This is a genomic window from Saccharopolyspora aridisoli, from assembly GCF_004348445.1.
GTDB classification, from domain to species: Bacteria; Actinomycetota; Actinomycetes; order Mycobacteriales; family Pseudonocardiaceae; genus Saccharopolyspora; species Saccharopolyspora aridisoli.
Genome location: NZ_SMKV01000046.1, coordinates 1 through 24051, shown reverse-complemented (window position 1 = coordinate 24051; position 24051 = coordinate 1). Strand labels below are relative to the sequence as shown.

21 protein-coding genes are annotated in these 24051 nt (G+C 65.7%); 16 read left to right on the top strand and 5 right to left on the bottom strand.

Annotated elements, in window-relative coordinates; translation table 11 throughout:
• Positions 1–188 precede the first annotated feature (188 nt).
• From E1161_RS24395 to E1161_RS24345, 11 genes are all read left to right on the top strand, one after another.
• Positions 189–386: a helix-turn-helix domain-containing protein gene (locus tag E1161_RS24395; RefSeq protein ID WP_235875278.1), complete on the top strand. Its 198-nt coding sequence runs from the start codon at positions 189–191 to the stop codon at positions 384–386.
• A 41-nt stretch (positions 387–427) separates the two neighbouring features.
• Entirely contained in the window at positions 428–850 is a 423-nt protein-coding gene (locus E1161_RS24390; RefSeq protein ID WP_235875277.1) for a DUF3307 domain-containing protein, read from the top strand.
• A gap of 15 nt (positions 851–865) precedes the next feature.
• Positions 866–1783, top strand: a complete 918-nt coding sequence (locus E1161_RS24385; RefSeq protein ID WP_132627074.1) for a helix-turn-helix domain-containing protein — start codon at positions 866–868, stop codon at positions 1781–1783.
• A 136-nt stretch (positions 1784–1919) separates the two neighbouring features.
• Entirely contained in the window at positions 1920–2489 is a 570-nt protein-coding gene (locus E1161_RS24380) for a hypothetical protein (RefSeq protein ID WP_132627073.1), read from the top strand.
• Positions 2489–2989 carry a WhiB family transcriptional regulator gene (locus tag E1161_RS24375; RefSeq protein ID WP_132627072.1) on the top strand — a complete coding sequence of 167 codons (501 nt, stop codon included), beginning with the start codon at positions 2489–2491 and terminating at the stop codon, positions 2987–2989. Before E1161_RS24380 ends, E1161_RS24375 begins: the two co-directional genes overlap by 1 nt.
• Positions 2989–3930, top strand: coding sequence for a hypothetical protein (locus E1161_RS24370; RefSeq protein ID WP_132627071.1), 942 nt, complete (start codon positions 2989–2991; stop codon positions 3928–3930). Before E1161_RS24375 ends, E1161_RS24370 begins: the two co-directional genes overlap by 1 nt.
• A 21-nt stretch (positions 3931–3951) precedes the next feature.
• Positions 3952–4383 (top strand): hypothetical protein, encoded by a 432-nt coding sequence (locus E1161_RS24365; RefSeq protein WP_132627070.1) that lies wholly within the window; start codon positions 3952–3954, stop codon positions 4381–4383.
• Entirely contained in the window at positions 4383–4898 is a 516-nt protein-coding gene (locus E1161_RS24360; RefSeq protein WP_132627069.1) for a hypothetical protein, read from the top strand. The genes E1161_RS24365 and E1161_RS24360 overlap by 1 nt, the downstream gene beginning before the upstream one ends.
• A 19-nt stretch (positions 4899–4917) precedes the next feature.
• Entirely contained in the window at positions 4918–5322 is a 405-nt protein-coding gene (locus E1161_RS24355) for a hypothetical protein (protein WP_132627068.1), read from the top strand.
• A gap of 1 nt (position 5323) precedes the next feature.
• The gene (locus E1161_RS24350; protein ID WP_132627067.1) at positions 5324–6535 is read left to right on the top strand and encodes a phage tail tape measure protein; all 1212 of its coding nucleotides are present in this window, start codon (positions 5324–5326) and stop codon (positions 6533–6535) included.
• 81 nt (positions 6536–6616) lie between these two features.
• Positions 6617–8440, top strand: a complete 1824-nt coding sequence (locus E1161_RS24345) for a hypothetical protein (protein WP_132627066.1) — start codon at positions 6617–6619, stop codon at positions 8438–8440.
• Positions 8441–8450: 10 nt separating this feature from the next.
• On the opposite strand, the gene E1161_RS24340 is transcribed toward E1161_RS24345, so the two are convergent.
• Positions 8451–8753, bottom strand: a complete 303-nt coding sequence (locus E1161_RS24340; protein WP_132627065.1) for a hypothetical protein — start codon at positions 8751–8753, stop codon at positions 8451–8453.
• Positions 8754–8930: 177 nt separating this feature from the next.
• Here E1161_RS24340 and E1161_RS24335 point away from each other — a divergent pair, with 177 nt between their 5' ends.
• The 3 genes from E1161_RS24335 (at position 8931) to E1161_RS24325 (ending at position 11411) form a co-directional block, all read left to right on the top strand.
• A complete protein-coding gene (locus E1161_RS24335) occupies positions 8931–9515 on the top strand; it encodes a GGDEF domain-containing protein (protein WP_132627064.1) in 585 nt (194 codons plus the stop codon).
• Positions 9516–9670: 155 nt separating this feature from the next.
• Positions 9671–10951, top strand: a complete 1281-nt coding sequence (locus tag E1161_RS24330) for a hypothetical protein (RefSeq protein WP_132627063.1) — start codon at positions 9671–9673, stop codon at positions 10949–10951.
• A gap of 109 nt (positions 10952–11060) precedes the next feature.
• Positions 11061–11411, top strand: coding sequence for an HIT family protein (locus tag E1161_RS24325; RefSeq protein ID WP_132627062.1), 351 nt, complete (start codon positions 11061–11063; stop codon positions 11409–11411).
• A gap of 375 nt (positions 11412–11786) precedes the next feature.
• On the opposite strand, the gene E1161_RS24320 is transcribed toward E1161_RS24325, so the two are convergent.
• On the bottom strand, positions 11787–13025 hold the full coding sequence (locus E1161_RS24320) for an MFS transporter (RefSeq protein ID WP_132627061.1): 1239 nt from the start codon (positions 13023–13025) through the stop codon (positions 11787–11789).
• Positions 13026–13097: 72 nt separating this feature from the next.
• Positions 13098–13940, bottom strand: a complete 843-nt coding sequence (locus E1161_RS24315) for a hypothetical protein (protein WP_132627060.1) — start codon at positions 13938–13940, stop codon at positions 13098–13100.
• Between the two features lie 93 nt (positions 13941–14033).
• Between E1161_RS24315 and E1161_RS24310 the strand changes: the two genes are divergently transcribed.
• Positions 14034–15128, top strand: coding sequence for a hypothetical protein (locus E1161_RS24310; protein WP_132627059.1), 1095 nt, complete (start codon positions 14034–14036; stop codon positions 15126–15128).
• A gap of 127 nt (positions 15129–15255) precedes the next feature.
• Here E1161_RS24310 and E1161_RS24305 read toward each other — a convergent pair whose 3' ends face one another.
• Both E1161_RS24305 and E1161_RS24295 read right to left on the bottom strand, forming a co-directional pair.
• Complete coding sequence (locus tag E1161_RS24305; protein ID WP_165939927.1) at positions 15256–17886, bottom strand: DUF7779 domain-containing protein; 2631 nt, start codon at positions 17884–17886, stop codon at positions 15256–15258.
• A gap of 1833 nt (positions 17887–19719) precedes the next feature.
• Positions 19720–22503, bottom strand: coding sequence for a sensor domain-containing protein (locus tag E1161_RS24295; RefSeq protein WP_132627057.1), 2784 nt, complete (start codon positions 22501–22503; stop codon positions 19720–19722).
• 502 nt (positions 22504–23005) lie between these two features.
• On the opposite strand from E1161_RS24295, the gene E1161_RS24290 reads away from it, so the two are divergent.
• Positions 23006–24051, top strand: a 1046-nt coding sequence (locus E1161_RS24290; protein WP_132627056.1) for a beta-ketoacyl synthase N-terminal-like domain-containing protein, incomplete at its 3' end; no start/stop codon positions are given.

The following is a 24051-nucleotide window of genomic DNA, read 5'->3' as shown; positions in this document are numbered from 1 at the left end:
TATCCGCCTGGCGGCTAATTCTGGCTACCGACCTGGGAAGACGCACCGATCTGCAAATAGAGGTAGCCAAAATTAGCTACGTTAGCTACTGTTGTCCGCGTTGACCGAGAGAGTGGAGGTAGCCAATGGGGCAGGTGATGAAGCCCTGGAGCCAGGCTCCGGGGGAGAGGTCGCCGAAGTTCTACAGCGTGGCCGAGGCAGCGCGGATGTTCCAGACCTCGCAGATGACGCTGTACCGGGCGATCGCAGACAACCAGTTCCCGGCCGTCCGGATCCGAGGTCGGCTGATCATTCCGGCCATCGCGGTGGAACGAATGATCGAAGCCGCACTCGGTAGCAACAGTGCTGTGGATGCCGCCGACTTCGTAGGGGAGGGCGCGGCATGACTCCGGCAGGTATCGAGGCTGCCGCGACGTTCGGTGCGACCTTGCCAGCGCTGCTGGTCGCGCACAACGTGGCCGACCACTGGGTTCAGACGTCGCACCAGGCTGGCGCAAAGGGCCTCCCCGGTTGGCCAGGTAGGTGGAACTGCGCCAAGCACGTCTCGTCCTACACGGCCGTAACGGCCGGAAGTGTGGCGCTCATCTGGGTCGCCTTCGGCCTGACGATCAGCGTTCTCGGTTTCGTTCTCGGCCAGGTGGTCAGCGCGGTTACCCATTACTGGGCGGATCGGCGATCGACACTTCGACGGCTCGCGGAGCTGACCGGCAACGACGGCTTCTACCGCCTCGGGGCACCGCGTGCTGGCAGGGACGACAACCCCTCGCTTGGGACTGGTGCGTACGTGCTGGACCAGTCGTGGCACTGGCTGTGGCTCGCGGTTGCGGCCCTGGTCACCGCGTTGATCTGAACTGCAGAGGAACGCATGAGCATCAAGGTCATGAACTGGGTCTGGGATCAATCCCCGGCCAAAGGCACTGAGCTGCTGATGTTGCTGGCCATCGCCGACAACGCCGCAGACGACGGAACCAACGCCTTCCCGTCGGTGAGCACGCTTGCCCGCAAGACGCGACTCGACCAGAGAACGGTTCAGCGGATCATCCGGAAGCTTTCCGAACAGGGTCGGCTTGCTGTCGAGGAACGGGGCGGGCGTCACCCGAATCGCTACTCGGTGTTGATGAACGCGGAGTTGTCCACAGCCCCGGCAAATTGCCAGGCCCGGCAAGTTGCCGCCGGTGGCGCGGCTGTCACCCCTGGGGCGGCAGAGCTACGTCACCCCACCCCCGGCACAGCTGTGCCACCCGAACCATCCGGAACCGTCATGGAACCGTCCACCAAGGACGGGCCTGAGAGTCGACTCCGGCTCATCGGGTCCGATGTGGAGGAGGCGGGATCCGCTCAGGACATCGACAGCGTGCTCGACGCGCTTGGGCCAGCGTGGCACCTGACTCCGAAGCAACGGCAGCGCCTGCGCCCCAAGCTCATTGAGGCGTTGCAAGCCGGATGGTCGAAGAGTCGCCTGGCAGCGCACCTCGGCGCGAACCCGAACGGCGTGCGGTCGCCGGCCGCTGTCCTGAATGCGCGGCTGGATGATCTGCCGCCTGCCAATCCGAATGCCGGTAAGTGTGCCGACCGCCCTGAGTGGTGCGGAGCGTGCGACGAGCCCAGCCGAACGATCGAACGACCAGATGGCAGGTGGGCCCGGTGCCCGGCCTGCAACCCGCACAACCAAGTCCGGAACTCGGGGCGACCGAAGCCGCCAAGCACCCGCCGCCCCGAGTCCTCCACCCCAACCGATCACCAGACCGGAAGGAGCAGCACAAGTGTCCCTCACAGCGCTTGAGCTCAACCACACGGACGGCCAGGAGCTCCCTCAGGTGCTCGCCGCGTGACGTCCGGCTCAGGGATGGCCGAAGCCGCCAAGCACCCACCATTCCGAGCCTTCCACCCCAGCCAATCACTGACCTAGGGAGACGACTGTGTCCTTTTCGCGTCCTTTCGCACCCGACGATCGCTACGACTTCGAGCACGCCAGCGACTTCCAATCCCGATACGGCGCGTACCTGCGCCAGAATGCCGCCCAGTTCGTCGACGTCGACGGCCAGCAGCCGACACAGAGCCCGTTGGAATTCGCCGCTAGCGCCTGGCGAGTCGCGCAGTCGCCGGTCATGAGCCCGGCCTACGTCGAGAGCCACCCGAGGGTGCTCAGCGCGGTGCCGACCTGGGACTTCGATGGCCGACTCGCGATCACTGTCGAAATCGCCGCTTCGGTTCCTGGCGAGACCACCAGGGTGCTACGCGGCTACTGGCGCGGTTGGCAAACCGGTTCGACCTGGCACGTCCAGGAGGACAACCACGTGCCGACGGCCACCGCGGTCTTGTTACTCCGCGTCCCGATCGAGGCTGACGGCCTGCCGACGCCCAGCTTCTCGCGGCTCGCGGAGCCGTCCACGGACGCCGCCAAAGCCGCAGTGCAGACGATCTGCGGCCGACTCAACGCCGCGCTCTCCGGTGTTTTCGCCCAGTTCGCCAGGAAGGAGGTTGCCTGATGAGAAGCCGCGTCACCGAGTTCCTCAGCAGCCAGATCGAGCGGGTCGAGCCGTTCGCCGAAGCCGACGGCTGGAAGCTGCTCCACCTGGTCGACCGCAGGGATGACCGGAACTGTGCGGACATCCCCGTCGACGTCTTCTTCCCGGCTGCGGACGAGTTCAACGGCCGGGCACAGCGCTTCCGGCTGCGCAGGCAGATCGCCGAGAAGTGCAAGGGCTGCCCGGTCGTCGACGAATGCCTGGCCGGTGCGGTCCTGCGGGGCGAGCGCTACGGCAGCTGGGGCGGCGTGGCCCAGCCCGACTTCCAGGAGTTGGGACGGCTGTGGCGTCGTAAGCACGCCGCTGACGACGAACCCGAGGTCGAGCGCGTCGGGTGCGACGCCACTCATCACGGGACGGTCAGCGCTTACGCCAACTACGGCTGCCGGTGCCCGGACGCTCGCGAAGCCAGCCGATCGCACCGTGCCGAGCAGCGCGCACGTCGTAAGGGAGTCGCGTGATGTCGGAACAGCTTTCCCCAGTCGAGGCCGAGGAGCAGCGTCTCCTGCAGGCAGGCGGAATGATCAACCTGTTCGTCTGGCTGGTCGCCAGCGTGGTGATGGTCTTCTCTGCCTTCGCCGGCGCTGAGCTGCTCGCGCACCACGGCGTGCCGTGGGGCCTCGGTTTGGCCGGCGGTCTCGCCGTGGATGCGGCCTTGGTCGTCGCGTTGATCGGTGATCGCCAGCTGCACCGCTACGGGCAGCGGGCGCCGTGGGGGACGGGCCTTCGGTGGGCCACCGCCGGAATGAGCCTCGTTCTCAACTGCGGGCAGTCCGCCGAGCGCGGTGACTGGGTGGCCGCTGGGCTTCACGCGATCTTCCCGGTATTGCTCATCGTCCTGACAGAGGCGAGTCAGGGATACCAGATCGCATTCAGTCGAGCGGTATCGGAAGCCAAGGCGAAGCGCGAGTACCAGCAGCCGGTACCGAGTACCGAGCCCGCACCGGTACCGGTCGCCGGTACGTGTCCTGTGCCGTCTTCCGGTACCCGTGCGTCGGCGCCGACCCGCACGCGGCGATCAACTACGCGCCCCAGCACCACCCGATCCGGGGCGTCGCTCCGGTCGGCTCAGCAGGTTCGTGGCGGGCAGTGGGACGCCGAGCAGTGGAAGCGCGCGGTTGAGCTCGTAGCCGCCTACCAGCGCGAACGAGGTCGGAACCCCAAGCTCGGCGAGTTCCATTCAGAGCTTCGGATGTCCCGCAACGCGGCTAGCCCGCTTCGTAATGCGGTCCTGTCCGCGGTTTCGCGGCACGGTGCTGACGCCGCCAAGTCGCTCACGCCTGGCGCCGGTAACGATCCGGCGCCGGTGTCTGCCGAGGCAGGTACCGAGCCCCGCGTGATCGAGCTGCCAACCGCCGATACCGCAGCCGTCGATACCGCCGAATCCATTGTCGCCAACTGATACCGCGAGAGGAGTACCGCGATGACCGCGACAGCGCGACGTGAGCCGAAGCGGGTCCGCTCGGCTCGTCGACGGGCGGCTCACCACGCGGAGCGGACCCGCAAGGCCGCGACGCCGGCCGAGCGGTACCAGGCAGCCGAGTACGCACTGCGCAGCGCAGTTGCGCACAGCCGCGCGAGTGCTCGGGTTGCCTGGAAGTTGCGTGAAGACCTGGTCGACCACGTTCACCGAGTGCTGGACCGAGCAGGACCGAACGAGAACAGCCGCGCCCTCTACGAGCGGAAGCTCACCGCGGCTGGCTCCGATCTGCAGCGGTTGTCGACCGCGCTGATGTGCCTTCGCGGCGGCATCGGCCAGCTACCGGACACCGAACGTGACCGACTTTTTGACCACTACACCCAGCACTTCACCGCGGAAGCCAACCGCATCAGCGGGGAAGGAGGTGCCCGGTAATGCCAATCCCGGATCCGTGGGCCGAGCTCAACGAAGCCACCGAGGCCGACGATCAGGTCCCCAATTGGGCGCCCGAGCGCGAGCACGAGCGCGAACACCCGCGCGAGCGCGCGCGATCTTACTCGGAGCCCACCCCGGACACGGGGCATGGCGAACTGGTCCCTTTCCCCGGAACCAGCGGGGAAATCACGCCCAGTGACGACAGTCAGCCTTCCTCGCAATGGAAATCGGCGGTGTCGGTGTGGGTCCGGGAGGCAGGGGAGAGCGGTCGCGCGGCCATAGATGGGTCGGTGTGGCGCTCCAGACCCCCGTCATTGCGCGACATCCACGCCCGGGTCGAGCGAGCCGAGTGGGCGGCCGGCCTCCGGTGGCTGGCCGCGCCCGGCATCGCGTTCGGCTACGTCTCGCTCGCGATCACAGCGCTCGGCTACGCGGTCCTGTGGATCGCACGTCGGCCTTCGCGCCTGGTGGTCGCGACAGCAATCACGGTCCTGATCGTCCTTTTCGCTCTCTGATCACCAGGAGGAACCCGGAATGAACTTCGTGATCATGGTTATCTGCTTCGTCCTGCTGTGGGTGCTCCGGAAGCGAACCAAGATCCCGTGGTGGGTGCGCGCCGCGCTGGCCTTCATCGGTGGGTCGTGCCTCGCGAACACCGGTGTCGGCATCTGGCTCGCGGACCGCCTCCGCGAGATTTCCAACTCCCTCGTTGACCAGGGCCCCGTGCTCGTCGGCGGTATCGCGCTGGTCGTCGCTGTGATCGTCGTCTACGACATCGCCGTCGACCGGAAGGCTGACACGCCCGCCAAGGTCGGATTGATCCTGCTTCCCGTCCTGTTCCTGGCCGCGGTTGGCCCTTTGGCCGGCGCTGGTGTCGGGCTCTCCGATGCGATCGCCGACATGGGCACCAACAGCCTCGGCAAGCTGATCGGGGGCTGACATGGGCGCGGACCTGATACTGGCCATGGCCATAGCGGCGCTGATCACGCGGGCCTGGGAACAGTCCAAGCGCCGCTCCAAAGCGAGTTGGCAAGAGACACGGCAGCGTGCTTCCGAGCACTGGCAGCGGCGGGCCGACCGACTTCGCGCTGCCGGTTCGAAGGGGCCGCGCGATCCACTGTGGTGGCCCTACGCGGCGGGTTGGACTGTCGCTGCGGTCGGTACCGCCACCGTGGCCGGCCTCCACGGGCTGGGGGCGGGTGCTCTGGCCGGTGCTCGAACCGGGTACCGGCTCGGGCGGGAGGGCGCCAACCGCGGTTGGGGCTATCGCGATACCTGGAAGCAGTGGCGGTCGCGGCGTGACATCGAGCAGTGCCAAGGCTGCGGCCAGGGCGTCAACTTCGAGCTGATCGTCATCGTGCCGAGCGTTGGCCGCGTGTGCCCTGATTGCCGCTCGAACCGGCACGACGGTCGCCGGCGGGACTCAGAACGCCGCGAGAAGGACGAAGTGGTCCTCCGCCGGTGTGCCTGGTGCTCAGAGGAATTCGACCCGGCTCTGCTTGATGAGGATGGCTGGTGCGCGAACTGTGCCAGGGGAGCGTGCGACGGCAACTGCACCAACAGTGACCAGAGTCCATCGGATGCCGAGCGCGAAGGCCACTGCGGCGACTGCGCGGGCCGGGGTGAGTACGTCTCGAACTTCGGCGGACGCCACCGCCACACGCGGTGTCGAACCTGCAGTGGCAGCGGCGCCTCTTCCCAGAGGAGCAAAGGCCAACCGGGATCCGGCGGAGACGACGTCGACCCCTCACGAATTTACGTCCACGCGGAACGCACGGACGTGAACGAGGAATCCACCAAGGAAATCGGAGGAAACAAGATGGGTGAGCTCATGCCCGCCAACGGCACAGCTCTCGCCGCGACTGGTGAGGGATACGCCGACACGATCGCGTCGCTGTCCACGATGGCGATGCTCCTGGGCAAGGCCTACGAGGAAGCTCAAAGCCTAGGCGAGGCCCTGACCGCGAACAGCCTCGACAACGACACGATCGGCCAGATCAGCGACCTGACCGATCTCTTGGAGACGGCTGCACCTCTGGCTGCGAATCTCTACCGCCACGTCGAGCAGCGACACGCGCCGGTTGCTGATGCCGTCGCGAGTGCCGGCGGCAGCGGCAACGTCGCCGAAAAGTCCTGGTACGACCACTACTGACCTGCCGAGTGCGTGTCCCGCCCCGGCAGAAGTCGGGGCGGGGTGCGGACCCGGACAGCTCGGTGAGCAGGGAGCAACCGCATGAAGCAGATGACTCGAGTCGCCGCTCAGGATGTTGAGACGTCGACCACCGAAGGTCCCAAGCAGTCGACCGAGGCGGCAATCGAACTCGGAAAGGAGGCCCTGCGCCTTGGTAAGCGCTGGCGCCGCCAGGCGCTGCCTCTGACCGGGATCGGTGCAACGCATGCGATCGGCGCCACCGCGTCCGCGTTGTCTGGACCCGCTGCACTTGTGCCTGTAGCGGCCGGGTGGGCGGCGAGCGCCGGCGCGTACGGCTACGTGCACCAGCGAGCCTCGCGCTGGAACCGTGTCTACGCCGGTACAGCAGCCGTGAGCTCAGCAGGCTGGCAGGCTGCCTTGGCGCTCGATGGCTCCGCAGGAATCGCCGCCAGTCTGCTGTGGGCCAGCGGAGCGGCGCTCTCGATTCCGTGGTGGGTGCGGCACACCGAACCGGAACCCGACATCACCGCGGAGAAGACCAGCCCGGCAGCTCACATGGCACTCCCCGCTGTGACAAGCGGACCCGATCCGCGAATCGAGCGCTGGGACACCTATATCGGAGCCACCGGCAAAGCGCTCCCTGGCTCGAATCTCAAGCAGGTCTCCGAGCTGCCGTTCGGCTGGCGCGGCGTTGTCGAGCTGAACATCGGTGAGCACTGGCACTCGATCATGAAGGCCCAGCAGACCATCCTGTCGGTCTACGACTTGCCCGACGGCCGAGTGTTCGTAGAGGCCATTCCTGGAGCCTCAGTTCGCACGGCGCAGATCACCGTCCTAACCCGCGACCCTCTTCAGGCGGTGGTGCGCTGGGAGAAGCCACAGTTGGATCCCGCCACCGGCACTTTCCCGCTGATGACCACGGCGGACGGGGAGATGCTGCACTACCGGTTCTGGTGGCCAGGTGGGGGAGCGACGCACGGCCTGGTATCCGGGGTCAACGGATCCGGCAAGACCAAGGTGCTCGACCTGATCCTCACCGAGGCAGCCGCGTCGGACCGCGTGTATCCGCTCATCGTCGACGGCGGCGAAGGCGCTTCGTTGCCGCACTGGCGTGACCGGGTCAAGCTCTTCGCGGAAACGCCGCAGGATGCTCGGAAGCTGCTGCGGTACGCATTGCGGTTGATGGACCGTCGGCGGAAGGTCGTCAAGCGGCAGGGCGGTGGGTCCGTCGAGCCCAGCCCGGACATGCCGCTGATCGCCATCGTCATGGACGAAGCGCACAAGCTGCTGATGAACGACGAGGACACGGGTACCGACAACGGCGACGTGCGGCGCATGTGCGAGAAGCTCGCGCAGGAAGGCCGGAAGTACGGCATCGCGCTCGTGCTCGCGACTCAGGTGCCGTCGGCCAAGCAGCTCGGCGGCTCAACGGTGCTGCGTGACCAGCTCAAGGGCGGCACGGTGGTCGGACTTCGAGTCACCGAACGCACCAGCGGCAACATGATCAGTTCGGGCGCACCGATGCCCGAAGGTCTGCACGAGCTCCCGGCAGTCTTCCCGGACGGCAAACCCACTCGCGGACTCGGCTACATGCTGACCGAACGCATGATGCGCGCCCGTTCGCTCCTCATCGAGAACCCTGAGCGGCAGTCCATCACGGCCACCCGGCTCGACACGGATTGCGCTTCCGAGGCGGTCCCAACGATGACCGGTGACTCGGAGGACCTGTTCGTCGACGAACAGGTGTCGCCGCGGGAAGCAGAGAGTTCCTCCGACGACGCGAGTGAGCAGCTGATCGAGGAGGCCATCGAGGCCGGCACGCACGCCGACCCGCTGTCACTCATGCAGGCAACCGGCCTCAGCCTCTCCCAGGTCCGCCGAGCACTTGCAAAGCACGGCAAGTGAGGCTCTCGTGCTAGGAGACCTTCCGGTACAGCTCCTCGGCGAGGCGCGCGACGCCCGATGCGTCCTGCTCGGAACTACCGAGTGCGGAACGCCCGTCGGTGACGGCGAGCAGGACGTAGCGGCGAACCAGGCGGTCCGCTGCACTTACCGAGCCGTCGAGCCAGCGTGTGAACTCGTCGACGTAGGGACGGACATCCTGCGACGTCGCCGGCGGACCGGTCACCTGGCAGGCAGCACGCAGGGCGATCAAGTTGTCCATCTTCCGGTCTTCAAGCCCCGGCAGGTTCGTCACCGCGTTCGCATCGATCACCATGCCCGCACCTTAGCGCCGCACGGCGGTTCTCCTGCGGTTCTTGCGCGCCCGCCTCCGCCGAGCCTCGCACCGTCCAGCACCTGGTTCGCCTCGAAGCCGCCAAGCACCCGGCGTCCCCAGGTGATCCACCCACAACCGAGGAGACACCACCATGCAGAACCGAATCGAGGGGGCGCGATGAAGATCCGCCTCAATGGAACGCACGCCCAGATCGGTTTCGCCCTCACAGCGGCAGGCTGGGCCTACACCCACCTCCGCGTGGCGGCGCTTCGGCGCCGGCTCCGCACCGACGCGCTGACCGGGCTCGCCAACCGCCTGGCGCTCGAACAAGCGGCTCGAAAGAACACCGGTGACTCCGCCGCGCTGTTCATGCTCGACCTCAACGAGTTCAAGGCGATCAACGACACCTTCGGGCACCGCTACGGCGACCAGGTGCTGGCCACGGTCGCTCGACGGCTACGGCGGTTGCAAGGGCCGCGTCAGTTGGCGGTGCGGCTCTCCGGTGACGAGTTCGCCTTCTGGTGTGGCAAGCCGCGGAGCACGGGGGAGCTCTGCCAGTTGAGGCAACAGCTGCACGCGGCGGTGGCTAGGCCGATGACCATCGATGGCTACACGATCACGGTCACCGCCAGTATCGGGTCCGCTGTGAGTGCTGGACCGGCCGCGATCGAGGAGCTGCTCGGCCGAGCTGACGCCGACATGTACAGCGACAAGCGAGGAACAGCTTCGGGCCGACCTCGACGGCAAAAGGCAACGGCGTAGGGCACACCGCCGACCGGTCGACGATGCGTCGCCTGGCTCTCGTCAGGCGATGCGTCGGGTCCGTTCGGACCGCTGCAGGCCCGGCCGAGGCGCTTCACCTTCCGCAGATCACCGCCTCGGCCGGGTTCCACCACCCGAAGGAAGTGGAGATTCCATTGTCGTTGAACAAGCAGCTGTTGCCTGTTGAGCCCACCCAAAGGCAGGCGGATGAAGGCGGCCTGTCGGTCGACGAGCGGCGGGAAGTCGCGGATCGGCTGTCAGCGTTCGTGTCTGAAGCTCGTGACTACATCGAGGCATTCACCCCTGTAGACGACAGCGATGAAGTGGACCCGGACACTGGCTTGTCCCGTACACAGCTGCTCTCTCTGCTGGTCGGCTTCGTTGGTTGTGACGCGAGGGAGTCGCTTGGCAGCCGTACCTACACGCTGATCTACACCGACCCCGAAACCAGCAAGTCGAACTACCAGACGATCTGCATTCCGGACTACCGCAGTGCCTCGCCAATCGTCTTCACCCGAGACGGACGGAGCGCTCGGTTGACCCTGCGAGCCACCGGTGAGGTCCTGGCAGAGGTCGGAGTTCACGCCCAGATCCTCGGCGCGAGCAATCACTACTACAGCAGGGTTTCGCCGGACTTCGTGCCGCTGCCGACCGCGGCAATCATCTCGCCCTACTCGACCTGCGCCGGCGGCTGCCTCGGGTGCAGCAGGGGAGCGGTGAAGAGTTTCACCCCGCCGCCCAAGGACTACGTCGGTCGCCACGTGCAGGCACTGGCAGAAGACTTCGACCGCCGTGGCTGGGACCGCTCCGAGCTCGTCTCGGTGAACATCACCACCGGATGCCAGCCAGACGAAGAACGTGAGCTCACGATGATGCTGCAGCTCATCGACGAGTACCGACGGCACGGTTTCGACAACGCGGGCTTCTTCCCCTTCACCTACGCGATCGACTCAACCGCGGCCATGGAACAACTTCGGGAGGCCGGCTGCCTCGGCTTCATCGGCACTGTTGAGTGCTTCAACGACGGTGAACGCATTCGCCAGTGGGGGCGGAAGAAGGGGTCGATCACCTTCGACCAGCACGTCGAGAAGTACCTCCGAGCCAAGCGGGCAGGGTTCGAGATCGTCGAGACTGATTACGTCCTCGGAGCTGACGCCTACAACGAGATGCTCAACGGAATCCGTGCACTCGATTCCATCGGCGTTGCTGTTGTCCCGAACATCAAGCGCAACTACACGCTTGAGCAGCTCGACAGCAACCACCCGGACATCTGGGGCCTTGGCATGAGCTACATCGCTGACGGGTTCCACGCGGCCCTCGCGACCTACCGCAACGGCACGATCAAGCGTCGCGCTGCCCGGTATTCCGTTGACCACCTCAAGCGGCAGGGCTGGACCGGGATCAGCCTGCGCGACCTACCGATCCGTCACACGTGATTCGCCACTGGCTGCGCTGGGCCGCCCGCCTGTTCTGGCGGGCGGCCACGACGGAACAGATCGACCCCACCGAGTCTTGGAAAACGCTCTACAGAACAGAGACCCACGCATGAGATGCATCTTCTGCTCGATTGTCGCAGGCCAGGCGCGCGCGACCTTCGTTCGGAGCTGGCCGGACGTCATCGCCATTCGACCGCTGAACCCGGTCACCGCTGGCCACCTGCTCGTGATCCCGCACCGCCACGTCGCGGACGTCGGCGAAGCGCCGGACGTCTCCGGCTACACGATGGCCGCCGCCGCTGAACTCGCAGCCGAGCTACCAGCCGCGAACATCATCACCAACAAGGGAGCAGCGGCCACGCAAACCCAGTACCACCTGCATCTACACGTGGTTCCACGGAACGAAGACGATGCCTTGCCGCTACCTTGGACACCGCAGCAGGTTGGCACTGGCCGCTAAGCGGGTTCTACCGGGCCAGATGGGCCGCGCCCAGAACGGGCGCGGCCCTTCTCTGTCTTTTACCGAAGCGGGAGCAGTTCGAGAGCTCCAGCAACGACGCCGGCCACGCCGATGAACCTCACGACGCATGCAGCGTTAAAGCGGAGGTTCCGAAGGGATTCATCGCGGCGGCGCTTGCTTGAACTTGTCAGCGCCTGCACGGCCGGCGTCACGATCAGTGACGAAGCAGCCAAACCCCATCCAAGCAGGAAAAACAAAGACATCTAATCCCTTCCGTAGCTCTGAAAGTGGCTGGAAGGGGGAGAACGGTTACGATCCGCTGCGCATAACTACACCACACCGAAGGTTCCCTGTCCTCAAGCATGCCAGAAGGCGTCATCCGGACGATCTTGACCCGGTGTGAGGGGGCGCTGTGATGGGTTTAGTAGCTGTCGATCTCATGTTTCGTATTGATGCACTGCACAGCGCTACTGCAGTTGACGCCAGCAGCCAGCCTCCACCGGTGAGCAACACGGCGGCGCCGCCAATCTCAGTTGCTACCGGCCCGGCTACAGCGAGTGAAGCGGGTAGGAGAACGAGGTTGCCCAGTTGAGACCAGGCGGACACCCGCGAACGTGATTCGCTCGGTATTTGACTTTGGAGCAGAGTTGACTGCACTGCCATGAAGAATGCTCCCTGCGCTCCTACTGCGATCGCACTCGCGATGACCAGCCACAACGGCGCTCCACAAGCGAAGAGCAGGAGGTATGGAAGCATCAGCAGACTTAGGCCAAACGCTGCGCGCAGCGGTCTTCTGGGCTGCCAGCGGTAGGCGACCATTCCGCCGGCGATTGATCCGATTGCTTGAACGACACCGATCGCGGCCCACGCGCCGGCGCCTCCGAGTCTCTCGTTGGCAAGCAGAGGACCAGCCACCATGTGCGGCCCGATAACGAGAGCCTGCAGAAGCGCCGAGTAGACGACCAATGTCCGCAACCAGGGCGTCCTGATGACCAGTTGCGCTCCGGCCCGCACGTCGTGCCAGAGACTGGGGCGGTGAGCTTCGCGCGCCTGTTTAGGCAGCTTCAGCGCCAGAAGCGAAGCTGCGGATGCCGCGAATGTCCCGGCATCGAGGAGTAGCGCGACACCCGGTCCGACCGTCGCCACCAGGACGCCAGCGACGCTAATGGACAGCACCTTGTTGGTGTTCGCTGCCAGTCCTAGGAGCGCGTTCGCTCTCTGCAGTCGCTCAGCTGGCACCAACGCCGGGACCAGTCCGTTCGCAGCCGGCACGAACGCTGCAGTACCCACGCCGGCCAATGCCTGGAGGAGGATTAGATGCCAAGTTTCGGCTGTGCCAAAGACCAGGAGCAGGCCCGTAGCCGATTGCGAAACGCATCTCAAAATGTCGGCGCCGACCATCACCCATCGGCGGTCCCACCGATCACCCAATATCCCGCCGAACAGCACCAACAGCGCGATCGGAATGCGATTGGCTGCCAGTACAAGTCCGAGGGCGCCGGCCCCGCCCACCTGCAAAGAGGCGAATGCGATGGTCAGCGGGATGAGGCTGTCGCCGAAGGTCGATAGTGCCTGACCGATGAAGTACCGGCGGAAGCCGCGGGTGGAAGCCACTGGGTCATGAAACCGGGGTCAGACGACGGATGGAAGAGTCTGGCCGTCATCTGCGATCGGTGGCCACAGCTTTCAGGAAGCAACGTCATCGACGTCTTCGGCGATCCCGTGCCGCTCCTGCCCGGTCGTGTCGTCCCCGAGGGACCGGCACACAATCGACCACTTCACTGGGCCATAGCCGTGCGCCTCTGCCTCACGCAGCAGGTCGTCCAGGCGGTCCTCGGCGTCTTCAAGTGAGACGTGCGTCGAGACATGTTGACGCTGTCTATTCAACCCAGGAACGCGTGTGCCGACACCGTCTGTGATCAGAACCCAGACTGACGCCGCGGCCCGGTCCAGCGCCATACGAGTTCGAATGTCGATCGTTCCACCTGGTGTTACGCCGAGGCGGTCAACAACCTCCTGCATCGATTGTGCAAGTCCATGGCGGCACAGGTGCTGTGCCGCCATGACCTCGGAGATGCCAAACTCCTCCGCGATATTTGGGAGAGGCTCCCTGGCCTCCCATTTCTCGCGCAGCAATGTTGTGTCTGCGGTGCTCCAGAAGTGCTCCCGGCGCGCGCTGTAGTTTTCCCGCAGGGTGGCGAGCCAGTCATAGGTTTCGTCTGCATTGAGGGCCTCACGAACCCAGAGCTCGCGTTCAGACGGCTTCAAGGTGGCTTGAAGCTCCAGAGGAACCAGCCGCAGGAGACGCCCCCTGACCGACTTGACGGTTCGTTGCAGCACTTCCGCAATGTCCTCCATGGGGCGACCGTTTCGTAGTTCTTCAACGAAACGCTGGTAATCCTGTTCTTTCCAAGGATCTCCTGCTCGGATGGACATGGGCTCGTTCGGCATGGCACGTACGCTACCCAGAAGCACCGACAGCGCGCTGAAGATTGGCGGCTCGGAGTATCGCGTGCGGGTCAGCTTCACATCGAGCAGCGTCGATCGTTGGCCTGCCTCGTTTTGGCTGAACTGACTGGAGAAAGCGCCCGACGGGTCCTTGGGTCTCGTACAGTCGATGGCGTGACGACCTCGTCGAGCGAACCGCCGGCAGCCGTGCCCACGACCTGGAGCCCGCCTCAGCCGAATAAGCTACCTGGCCTGCGCGAATCGCTAGCTGACTCGATGCGAAACCCGTTTCAGCACCAGGTTCTTGTCCGCAATCTTGCTGGTCAGCGGGGTACGATGAGGTCGCTTACGGGCGACTTCAACAAGGACGCAGCCGACCTTCTGAAGCAGGAACGTGATCGGCTCTTTGCGGCCGAGCTGTTCTACATCAGCGCGGATATGACTCGTCTGGCGCTTGCATCGGTAGAAACTCTGCCTGTGCACAACCTCCACCCCGAGGATGTGCCCAGCGAGTATGGCTTCATGGTGTTTGCCGAACCAATCGGTGCTTACCTGCCGGAACCAGATCCGAGGTTTCCCGCCGCAGCGAATGACGTTGTGACGATCGTTGCTGCTTCGTGGGGGCCGCTCGCCGGTGTCGTACCCGGTGACCCGGGTGTTTGGATTACCTTCTGGTCGGCCACGGACCTGTCAGTTGAAGTTCCACTGGTCATGAAGCACCGCGGCATGGACCAGGAAGAAGCCGAAGCATTTATTCGCCGGCGCCGAGCCGAATTGAACTGGGACAACGAGGTCATCACGCGGTTTGGAGCAGTCGGAGTCCAGATTTTTGAACACACGGACAAGGGCACCGTCGTCCACAAGCATGAGTTCGAAGGGTCAAGGGCCGACTGGCAGCAGGTGAAAGCGACGACGATTGCCTGGTCACAGGTTGTGCGGGCAACCTGGCTCCTGATCACGCAGCCAGGGGTGACCTCTGTCGATGAGCACCCTCTGCCGCGCAACATTCGCCGTAGAGCGGCTCGTGAGGGCTACAACCCCAACGCGGTGCGTGTCGTCCGGATCCGAGATCGTGCGGATACCCCCGTCTCCGAAGGCGCGGGGCGTAACTATCAGGTCCGATGGACTGTGCGTGGTCACTGGCGCAATCAGTGGTACGCCTCGCGCGAAGAACACCGCCCAGTCTGGATCAACCCGCATGTCAAGGGGCCAGCGGACGCTCCGCTGCGAAACGGCCAGACCGTCCACTTGGTGGATTCAGAGGACTAGTTTCGGTTCAAAGCTTTCATGTCACGGCTTCGGCTTGATCCCAGTTCAAGATCGTAGCGTTCGCGGGCAGAATTCGCGCTGCCTTTAGGTGAGAGACTGGCCCGGAACGCCTTCGCAGGGGTGTCCGCTACTGCAAGGCCTTCCTTCGAGCAACGAGTCGCTTGAACAGATCAGCGTTATCGCACTTGGCAACGGCCTTCAAGGCTCTGTCTACCTCTGAGATGGCCGCTGCGTCGCCCCCGAACCGCTGCCGCATTCGATCATGGCGTGCCACGTCGGTCACGTAGTCAACTAGGCGCGCTACATCGGCGTACTGGTGGAGCATGCGCGGGTATGTGGACAGCAAGTAGTCAGGTGTGTCTTCGGGCCACTTGCGCACTCGGTAACTATCCGCCCAACTGTGCAGGGCATCGCGGTACTTAGCTATGCGCCTAGGTCCAAGTATCTGTAAGACGGTCTCGTGCATTTGCTCGTGAGCTAGTTGGTAGACGGGGGGCCTATCTCCCTCGCTCCGCTTAGTGAAGCTGCACCCGTTTATGAGGTCCTGAAGAGCCTCGGCAGGTGTGTCCGTAATTTCGGCGAGGTCGGTCACTGTCAAGCCACCGCCGGCGGCGGTGATCAGACCAAGTACCTCTTGGTTGCCAACCGCGCCCAGCAAACTCCTTAATTCTTGCTTCATTTCGGCTAGTAGATATTTCGTACCACCATCCGGGTTAAGCGTAAGTGGGCGAACGATGCCCGGGACACGTAGAGAGTGATGAGCCGGTACGTCCGCGGGGAATGCTGAGTTCGGTCGGTCCGCGACGATGATCCGCAACCCGCGTGGCGGGTGAGTTGGCAGTAGTGCGGCGATGCTGTGGGCGTCGGATCCCGTGTGCCCTCCCCGGTCCTCGTCCAGACCATCGACGAGCAGGACCAAACGCTCACCCCGACTGCGGCAGGCTTGCGCCGCTTCCTCCAGGAGGGCGTGCAGATGTGCCTCGTGAGTCGCCTCGGAAAGGGGGGCAGGCATCGGCTGGCCCAGTATCTCCACTAATTGCTCAATCACGTTTTCGACAAACGCTGAGCGGTCGGACTGCCCGGCCCATCTTGCCGAGACAAAAAAGGACACAACCCGCACCCCTGCTGGCGGGTGTAGTGCGAACCAGGCCAACAGCGCAGTCTTGCCTGACCCCGCTCCGGCCCGCAGCCACAGGTAACTGGGTTCGTCTTCGCTTGTCGTGAAGGCAGCCAGGTCCGCGAGTTCGCGGTCGCGACCGGCGAGCATCTTAGGAGCGATGCGCTGTATTTGGTGCGAGTAGCGGGAGCGGACTGGTGAGATACGCCAGTCCGCGGGGCCGAGCGAAGAGACGTCCACATCGCCGTCGACTTGGGTCTGCAGGTACACCCCGAGCCGGTCGTACAGTGCACGTGCCTGTGCATCGGATACCGCAAGGCTTTCGTTGTGCTCGATCACGCTGCTGGCGTGCGCTGCGAGCAGCGCGCAGCGCGGCCATTGGCTCGGCTCGTGCGAGTGGATGGGGAACAGTCGGTTCACGAGTGTTGCAGCCAACAGCGCCCACTCGCCGGCACTGGCCTCCAGCTGCAGCCGCGTCACCTGCGACACCAACCGGTGCAATCTGATCCGATTCTTGTCCATCCTGGTCACAAGGTTGGCTCGGGCCAACTCACCTACCACGCGTTCGTAGTCAATGGGCGAAGCGGTGGCTACCAGCTCGGGCGGGAGAAGTTCGGGCACGGACAGCAGCAGGTCCAGGTCAATGTCCTCCGGGTCGAGGAAGGCACATAGCCTGAGTAGTTGCAGGGCCGCAGGTTCATCCTCGGCGAGCTGGTCGTAGTGCAGCAGCCAGGTCGTGGCGACGCTGTCCGGGTATCCATCAACTGCCTCGGCAAGCAGGCGGCCAGCAGCGTCTCGGTCCCGGTACAGTTCCAGATACCTCTCGATCGGCAGGTCGCGCCGGTCGAGGTAGCCTGCGGCCTGGACGAGGGCCAGCGGCAAGTCGCCCAACACCTGTGCCAGCTCGTTAGCAGCGGCCGGGTCGTAGCGCTCGACCGTACCGGCCAAATAGGCCAAGGACTCTTCGCGCGTGAATCGGTCGAGGTCGACCTGTACGGCGAGCTTGCTCCAGCCGCGGAACCGGCTGGTGATCAGCGTGGCACCTGAGCCACCAGGGAGCCATGGGCGGACAGCGTCAGGATCGGCAACGTTGTCGAACACGATCAGCCAGTCGTTTCGGTTCCGGAGTGCCGCGCGCACCTCCTTCACGGTTTGGTCTTGGTCGTCCGACACGCTCAGGCCCAAGATGGGAGCGAGCTCCGAGATGTCTTCGACAAGGGTGGATTCGGTCTCCGCATGGATCCACCAGGCGATGGAATATCGCCCGGACTCATGTCCTCGATAGGCGAGTTCTAGGGCGATGGCCGACTTACCCATGCCGCCCAGGCCGTGCATCGCTACCACTGCGACGGGTCCGTCCCGGAGCTCAGCCTCGATGCGTTCGAACACGGCGTCGCGGCCGATGAAAGCCGGATCGCGTGGCGACAGGTTATGGGCGGGGTTAACGCTGTCGAGTTCAGCGGTGCGCGCGGCAGCAGGCCGGGCAGGTTCGGGTGAGGACAGCCGTTGGAGGGCGACACCAACAAGGATGACCAGAGTGGCAAGGACGGTGGTTGTACCCCAGGTCCACGAGGGGTCCTCGGTCCATGGTGTGAACTGCTGAGGAACGGCGTTGGTGGCCAGATTGGTGGCCGCTGCCAACAGGGCTACGAGAAGGGCGCTGAATCCGGTTAGCAAGGTAAGCAGCCCAGTGCGCAATCGGTGACGCCTGCGCTCACTAGCTGCCATGACCGCAGATCATCTCAGAGGCCCGCGTGAGTCCTGGAGTGACCTTGCGAGGTTTGCTCTGGCTGCCGCATCGCGCGCTGTCATCTAGGCCGGTGCCGGTTCAGGCCAGCGAGCTCCGGTTGGTGCTGGCCAACAATTATGCGATCCATCGTGGCATTACTCGTGGCATGAAACGGTGTGAATCAGAGTGATCTGCGCGGGGTAAAGAGGGAGTCTGTGCGGGCAAAGTTGCAGGTAGAGTGCAGCGTCAACGGCGTCGATGTCCCTTACAAGCAGGGGGTCGTTGGTTCGAACCCAACTGCGCCCACCATCTGTGACCTGGTGTTTTGGAGATTCTTTCTCCTCATGTCGCGTCTTCATGGCCCCATTCATGGTGCGAACCGTTTTAAAGACGGTGAGCTCTGCCACTGCGTTGGTCGAACTTCGACGCCGGTGCAGCGGTTCTCCCGCGCGGCTGGGTCGCACACCGCGAAGGATCCGGCTCAACTCCTCACGCCTGGCCCGATTGGCGTCGGTGAACCCGCGCCTTTTCCTGGCGCGTCCAGTACTCCAGCTCGGCTTCGAGGCGGTCCAGCAGCTCATCCCGGGCAGGTGGTTGAGATCGTCCCAGGTGAGGTGGTTGAACTCGGCCCCTTCTCACTGCCGGAATCAATCCTATGCCCGCGTGCCACCGTCCTGTTTTCCAACGAGGATTCGTTTTTCGACACCCGGGCACGCCAGACCCGTGAACCGCAGGTCCCCACTACCGGCTTCGCGCACGTCTGGGCCTCCTGGCGGGCAACCCTGAATTGCTGGACACCAAGCGGGTTTCGTGGCGGCGGGGACCGCACTGCCCCTCGTCGGGCGGGCACTGCCGCCGCAGCCTGTACAACCGCGCAAATCCTGGCGCATCAATGGCGTGCGTGAGCTGCCCGCCTCCAGGTAGGACGGCACGAGGGCCTCGCCGTCCGCGTTCCATGCCTGCACCGGCACGTACCAGAACGATCCGCCTTGACCGCGATGTGCTTGTGAACCCGAAGCCGCTACAGCGGGTGCGTTGTCCGCAGCGTACTGGTTGCCACAACAACCACTCCGCTTCGCTTGTCCACGTGGAGGCATGGAGGGGATCGCGGCCGCTCACTGCCTGTTCGCGCTGCCGAGAAGAGCCGCGAACTGTTCTGGAGCGTCATCGAAGATCCGGGGCAAGTCGCTACCCCCGTGCCGTGGCCCGAGGTCGCCGAGCGCTCGGGTGACCTCTTGCTGGGTAACACGGACGGAGCCCCTGGTCGCTCGGGCCCTGCCAACGGGACCAATCCGGCAAGCGCCGGGGTGAATCTGTGGGTCGTGCCGTTGCATGAGGCGCTTGATCCGACGCGGATCGGTGATCACTCGCCCTTGGAACCGGGTGTGCTCGGTGAACTGGTTCAACCTGGCTGCGGCTTCGGCGGCTGCCGGGTCGGCGAGGGTGTCGTGGTCGTGGGCCGTAGTGGTGGCCGGCAGGTGTTCGCCGCGGGCGAGGGGCTCGTTCGGCCTCGACTTCCGCGCGGAATGCGGAGGCACTGGTGCCGGCGTAGCCCTCGAACGGATCCCTGGTTGGTCGCTGGGTTGAGCGAGTTCTTCGTCGTGCAACACCGGGTACGGCTCGACCTGGGCGAATGCGGTCGCGGCGACCGGTGCCGCCGACACGTTCTGTGTGACCTGCGACAACAGGCGAGCCAGTGCCGACTCGGCCCAGCACCCGCTACGGATCCTGTACCCCGGCCGCTGCTACTGGGGTCCCGATTCGGCGGGGGGCGGCTCATCCCGCGGTGGCAAACGGGAGAAGGGGAGGAGTTCTTCGATCGGGGCGGGTTTGCCGAGGTAGTAGCCCTGGGCTTGGCCGCTGCCGAGGTCGCGGAGGAGGTCGAGTTGGTGGGCTGTTTCGATGCCTTCTGTCACGACGGTGAGCCCGAGCGTGTGGGCCATGGCGATGATGCTGGTGACGAGGACGTCGAGCTCGTCGGAGTCCTCGAGGTCGGTGATGAAGGACCGGTCGATCTTGAGGATGTCGAAGGGGAGTCGCCGCAGCTGGGCCAGCGAGGAGTGCCCGGTGCCGAAGTCGTCGATGGCCAGTGACACTCCCAGCTCGCGGAGGGCGTGGAGCACGGGTGTTGTTGCCGCGGGGTCGTACATGATCGCGTTCTCGGTGAGCTCGAGGCACAGAGCGCGGGCCGGCAGGCCGGAATCCGCGAGCGCTTGCTGGACGGTGGCCTGCAGGCCGGGGTCTTCGAGTTGGCGTGGGGAGAGGTTCGCGTGCAGTCGGAGCTCGAGCCGGTGGCGCTCGCGCATGGCGGCGAGCTCCCGGACGGCCGTGCGCAGCATGTGCGCGCCGAGGGAGTTGATCAGCTCGCTTTCCTCGGCCAGCGGGATGAACTCCCCCGGCGAGACGGTGCCGTGCACCGGGTGCCGCCACCGCAGCAGGCCTTCTACGGCCACCGTGCGCCCGGTGCGCAGGTCGACGACGGGCTGGTAGGCCACCCAGAGCTGGTCTTGTGCCACGGCGTGGTGCAAGTCCTGCTCCAGCACCATGTGCCGCTGCACGCGCTGGCGGAGCTCGACGTCGAAGAACGCGTAGCGCCTGCCCCCTCCTGCCTTGGCCTTGTACATGGCCACGTCGGCATCGCGCAGGAGGTCCTGGCCAGCGCGGGTATCGGCTGGGTGCGAGACCACGATCCCGATGCTGGCGCGGAGGTGCAGTTGCCTGCCCTGCGCGTGGATCGGCTCGGTGAGGGCGGCGAGCAGGCGTCGGCTGAGTTCGCCGAGGGCGTCGCGGGTGTTCTCGTGTTGGGTGAGGACGACGAATTCGTCCCCGCCGAGGCGACCCACCAGCGCCTCGTCCCGGGTGGCCTGCACCAGGCGTTGCCCGACGGTGCGCAGCACCTCGTCGCCCACGACGTGGCCGAGGGAATCGTTGATGCGCTTGAAGTTGTCCAGGTCGAGAAACAGCAGAGCCAGCGGGCGCGTGGGGTGCCGCGAGTGCCCGAGGCGGCGCAGCACCAGCGTGCGGTTGGCCAGCCCGGTCAGCGGGTCGTGCGTGGCCTCGTGCTCCAGGCGCTCCCGGGCGGCGCGCTTCTCGGTGACGTCGGTGAACGAGGTGACCACCGCATGGGGCGGCCGGTCCTGCGGGCCCAGCAGACGGGTGGTGACTGACGTCCACACGCTGCGCCCGTCGGGCCGTTCGAGCCGGAGCACCCGTGCGGTCTGCGACACTCCGCTGCGCTGTGTCGACACCGTAGGGTGGGCCCGAAGCGGCTGCCCGGCCTCGTCGAACACCGACCAGGTCTCGGGCGCCGAGCCGACGATGGCCGAGCGGGGTGCGCCCAGGATCTGCTCGGCGGCGGGGTTGGCCGAGACGATGAGGCCGGTGGGGGCGACCACGAGGATGCCCTCGTTGAGCGCGTCGACGACGGTGGCGAAGTCCTGTTCGGCTCGGTGGCGCGCGGTCTCGTCGGCACACACCAGCACGAACCCGGAGTCCATCTTCGCGACCGAGAGCCGGATCACCAGGGCGGTACCGTCGCTGCGCCGGTGCCGCGCCTCGGTGATCCCACCCGCGGCCAGCAGCGCTTCGGGCTGCAGGGGGGCGCCGACCAGCTCGGTGACGGGCCGGCCCAGCGCCTGATCGGCGGGCACCCCGTAGACGGTTTCGGCGGCGGGGTTCACGCTGGTGACCACGCCCTTGCGGTCGAGGGCGATGATCGCGTTGTTGACGTGATCCACCAGAGCTGCTTGGTAGCGCAGGGTGGCCTCGGCCGCTTGTTCCCTCGTGACGTCGCGCCCGATGACCTGCACCGCCGGATGTCCCTCCCAGGTGATGCGCACCGCCACCAACTCCACCGGAACGGCGGTGCCGTCGAGGCGCTGCAGCTCGGCCCGCGCCCGCGGTGTGGCGGTGCCCGGGGTCGCCAGCGACTTGATCCGGTCGCGCATCGGGGGGATCGAGTCCGGAGCGACGAAGTCGGTCAGCGGGCGCCCGAGGAGCTGCGCGCTGGACTCGGCACCGAGGATGGTGCTCATGGCGGGGTTGGCGTACTGGATGACCTCGTCCTGATGCACGCAGATCGCATCGGGACTGAGCTCGACGAGCAGCCGGTACCGCCCGGCGAGATCGGTCAACGCCTGCCGGTCCTGATGCAGGGCGGTCACCTCGCGGACCAGCCCGACCAGGGCGATGGGGTGTGGGTCACCGACAGGGCGGGCGTGGAAGTGGAGCACCCGCGTCTGCCCCTCCGCGGTGACCACGGGCTGCTCCAGGTCGAGGCCCTGGCCCCTCACGGTCGTCCGCGCGGCCACCGTCCACGGCGTGAGGAGTTCCACCAAGCGAGCCCGTATCTCCTCCTCACCGGCGCCGGGCATGCCGAGGAGCGTCTCCATCCCGGCTGTCCAGGTGAGCTGATCCTCAGCGAAGTCGAACGTCCAGCTGACCGCGCCCTGCGCGGACAACGCCACTTCGAGGAGCTCGCGGTGGAAACCAGAACCGCCTGGGAGCCCGCCGTTCGGGTCAATCTCCATGAGCCATCCAAGGAAGCTTCGCGCCTGCGCTCGCCACCAGGGCCATTCGGCCCGTGGTGGCCCTAGGACCCCACGAACCGGCGCGAGCACTCCTAAGTGTTGTGCCGACGCCGCCCCTCTTCACCACCCCGGGGTCCCCATCAGCGCTGGTCATCAACCGTTCGCGGAGGTAGCGACGACCACCGGGACCGAGCGCGGGAATGACCGATCTTGAACGTGAAGCCAGCAATGGACACGTAATGTAGCGGAGCAGAGCCGATGCTCCGATTGATCTTCATTCAAAAGCGTGACATCGGGGAGAGTGCAAACACAGCAGGGAGCCAATCGTGTTCCTAATCTTCACTCTGGCGTGAGAGACCGGGGTTCTCCCGCAGGAACCACAGCGCTTCGATCCCAGCAACACCACGGCTATGTCGATCGAGCTCAGCGAGCTGCGGCGACCCCGGGCATTGTCCGCCACCCGCAGGGTGCAGCGGTGATCGCGATCCGGGAGAGACGAGCAATGATCGACCAGCACTGCGGAATCAACGGCATCGGAGCGGTGACCGGTTACGGCTGGGGGCGCGAATCCCTGTGGAACGGCTTGGCCACTGGTCAGGTGGCCGCTCACCTGGCCGAGGGGCACGGTCCCGACCGGGACCAAGCGGCGTGGGTGGCGACCGTTCCGGACGGCGGTGACGAGCTGGACGGGCCGAGTCGCTTCGCCAGGGCAATGCGAGCCGCCGGCCGCGAGGCGATCCTCGACGCCGAACGCCGGGGCTGGGAGCCCGGACGGCGGGTGGGGCTGCTGCACGCGGCCGTGCTCGGCGACGTGGAGCTGTGGCGGGACTTCTACGGCACGCGGGACGCGGACGTGTCGGTCCGCGACTACCTGGCGCTGATGCCCTCGACCCCGGTGTCGACGTTCATGCAGGAGTTCGGCTTCCACGGCCCGGCGATGAACATCTCGACAACGTGCGCCTCCGGCAATGCGGGCTTGATCACCGCGAAGGCCTGGCTGGAGGCCGGCGTGGTGGACGACGTGATCCTCCTGGCCACCGACCTGTCCTCCGCGCCCGAGACCGTGCTGCACTTCAACCGGCTCGGGGTGGCGGTCACCGACACCGAGCCGCTGCAGGCGTGCAGACCGTTCCAGGAGGGCAGCCGGGGCTTCATCATGGGCGAGGCGTCGATCGGCATGGTTCTGTCGAACCGGTCGCCGAACCCGTACCTGCGGGTGCTCGGCGGCGCGATGTCGCACGACGCCCACCACGTCACCTCGGTGGATCCGGGTTCGGCCGAGCTGAGGCGGTGCTTCTCCGAAGCGCTGTCCAACGCCGGGGCAGAGCTATCGCAGGTGCGCTACCTCAACGCCCACGGGCCGGGGACCCAGCAGTGCGACCGCGCCGAAGCCACCGTGGCCGACGAGCTACTGCCCCCCGAGGCCGAGCTCTACTCGGTCAAACCCCTCGTGGGCCACTGCATGGCCGCAGCCTCAGCGGTGGAGATCACCGCGACCGCCCTGGGCTACGACCGCGGGCTGATCCCGGCCCCACCGCAGGCCGCCCC

Coding starts and splice junctions, on each gene's coding strand:
- E1161_RS24340 (WP_132627065.1), bottom strand. CDS start 8,753: ATGGTGATCGATGCGAACGCGGTGACGAACCTGCCGGGGCTTGAAGAC.
- E1161_RS24375 (WP_132627072.1), top strand. CDS start 2,489: ATGAGAAGCCGCGTCACCGAGTTCCTCAGCAGCCAGATCGAGCGGGTC.
- E1161_RS24365 (WP_132627070.1), top strand. CDS start 3,952: ATGACCGCGACAGCGCGACGTGAGCCGAAGCGGGTCCGCTCGGCTCGT.
- E1161_RS24345 (WP_132627066.1), top strand. CDS start 6,617: ATGAAGCAGATGACTCGAGTCGCCGCTCAGGATGTTGAGACGTCGACC.
- E1161_RS24325 (WP_132627062.1), top strand. CDS start 11,061: ATGAGATGCATCTTCTGCTCGATTGTCGCAGGCCAGGCGCGCGCGACC.
- E1161_RS24385 (WP_132627074.1), top strand. CDS start 866: ATGAGCATCAAGGTCATGAACTGGGTCTGGGATCAATCCCCGGCCAAA.
- E1161_RS24335 (WP_132627064.1), top strand. CDS start 8,931: ATGAAGATCCGCCTCAATGGAACGCACGCCCAGATCGGTTTCGCCCTC.
- E1161_RS24370 (WP_132627071.1), top strand. CDS start 2,989: ATGTCGGAACAGCTTTCCCCAGTCGAGGCCGAGGAGCAGCGTCTCCTG.
- E1161_RS24355 (WP_132627068.1), top strand. CDS start 4,918: ATGAACTTCGTGATCATGGTTATCTGCTTCGTCCTGCTGTGGGTGCTC.
- E1161_RS24350 (WP_132627067.1), top strand. CDS start 5,324: ATGGGCGCGGACCTGATACTGGCCATGGCCATAGCGGCGCTGATCACG.
- E1161_RS24295 (WP_132627057.1), bottom strand. CDS start 22,503: ATGGAGATTGACCCGAACGGCGGGCTCCCAGGCGGTTCTGGTTTCCAC.
- E1161_RS24360 (WP_132627069.1), top strand. CDS start 4,383: ATGCCAATCCCGGATCCGTGGGCCGAGCTCAACGAAGCCACCGAGGCC.